Source organism: Caballeronia sp. GAWG2-1, assembly GCF_023631405.1.
Classification (GTDB): Bacteria; Pseudomonadota; Gammaproteobacteria; order Burkholderiales; family Burkholderiaceae; genus Caballeronia.
Window position 1 is genome coordinate 1 of the sequence record NZ_JALQDD010000071.1, and the last position, 239, is coordinate 239.

The window sequence follows — 239 nt, forward strand, 5'->3', positions numbered from 1 at the left end:
CTGGCGTCCCCTAGGGGATTCGAACCCCTGTACTCACCGTGAAAGGGTGATGTCCTAGGCCTCTAGACGAAGGGGACTTCAACCTACTAAACTAAACTATCGACACAGCGTAGCGAAAAAAAATCCGGCTTATCAGCCGGAGTCTTCCTGCTTGCAATGCGTTGGCGGAGCGGACGGGACTCGAACCCGCGACCCCCGGCGTGACAGGCCGGTATTCTAACCAACTGAACTACCGCTCC

The 239-nt window shown here is 56.5% G+C and carries 2 tRNA genes; both read right to left on the minus strand.

The features are described from left to right. Window position 1: 1 nt before the first annotated feature. A tRNA-Glu gene (locus tag NCR98_RS33290) sits at window positions 2–77 on the minus strand. Between the two features lie 85 nt (window positions 78–162). Next, a tRNA-Asp gene (locus NCR98_RS33295) sits at window positions 163–239 on the minus strand.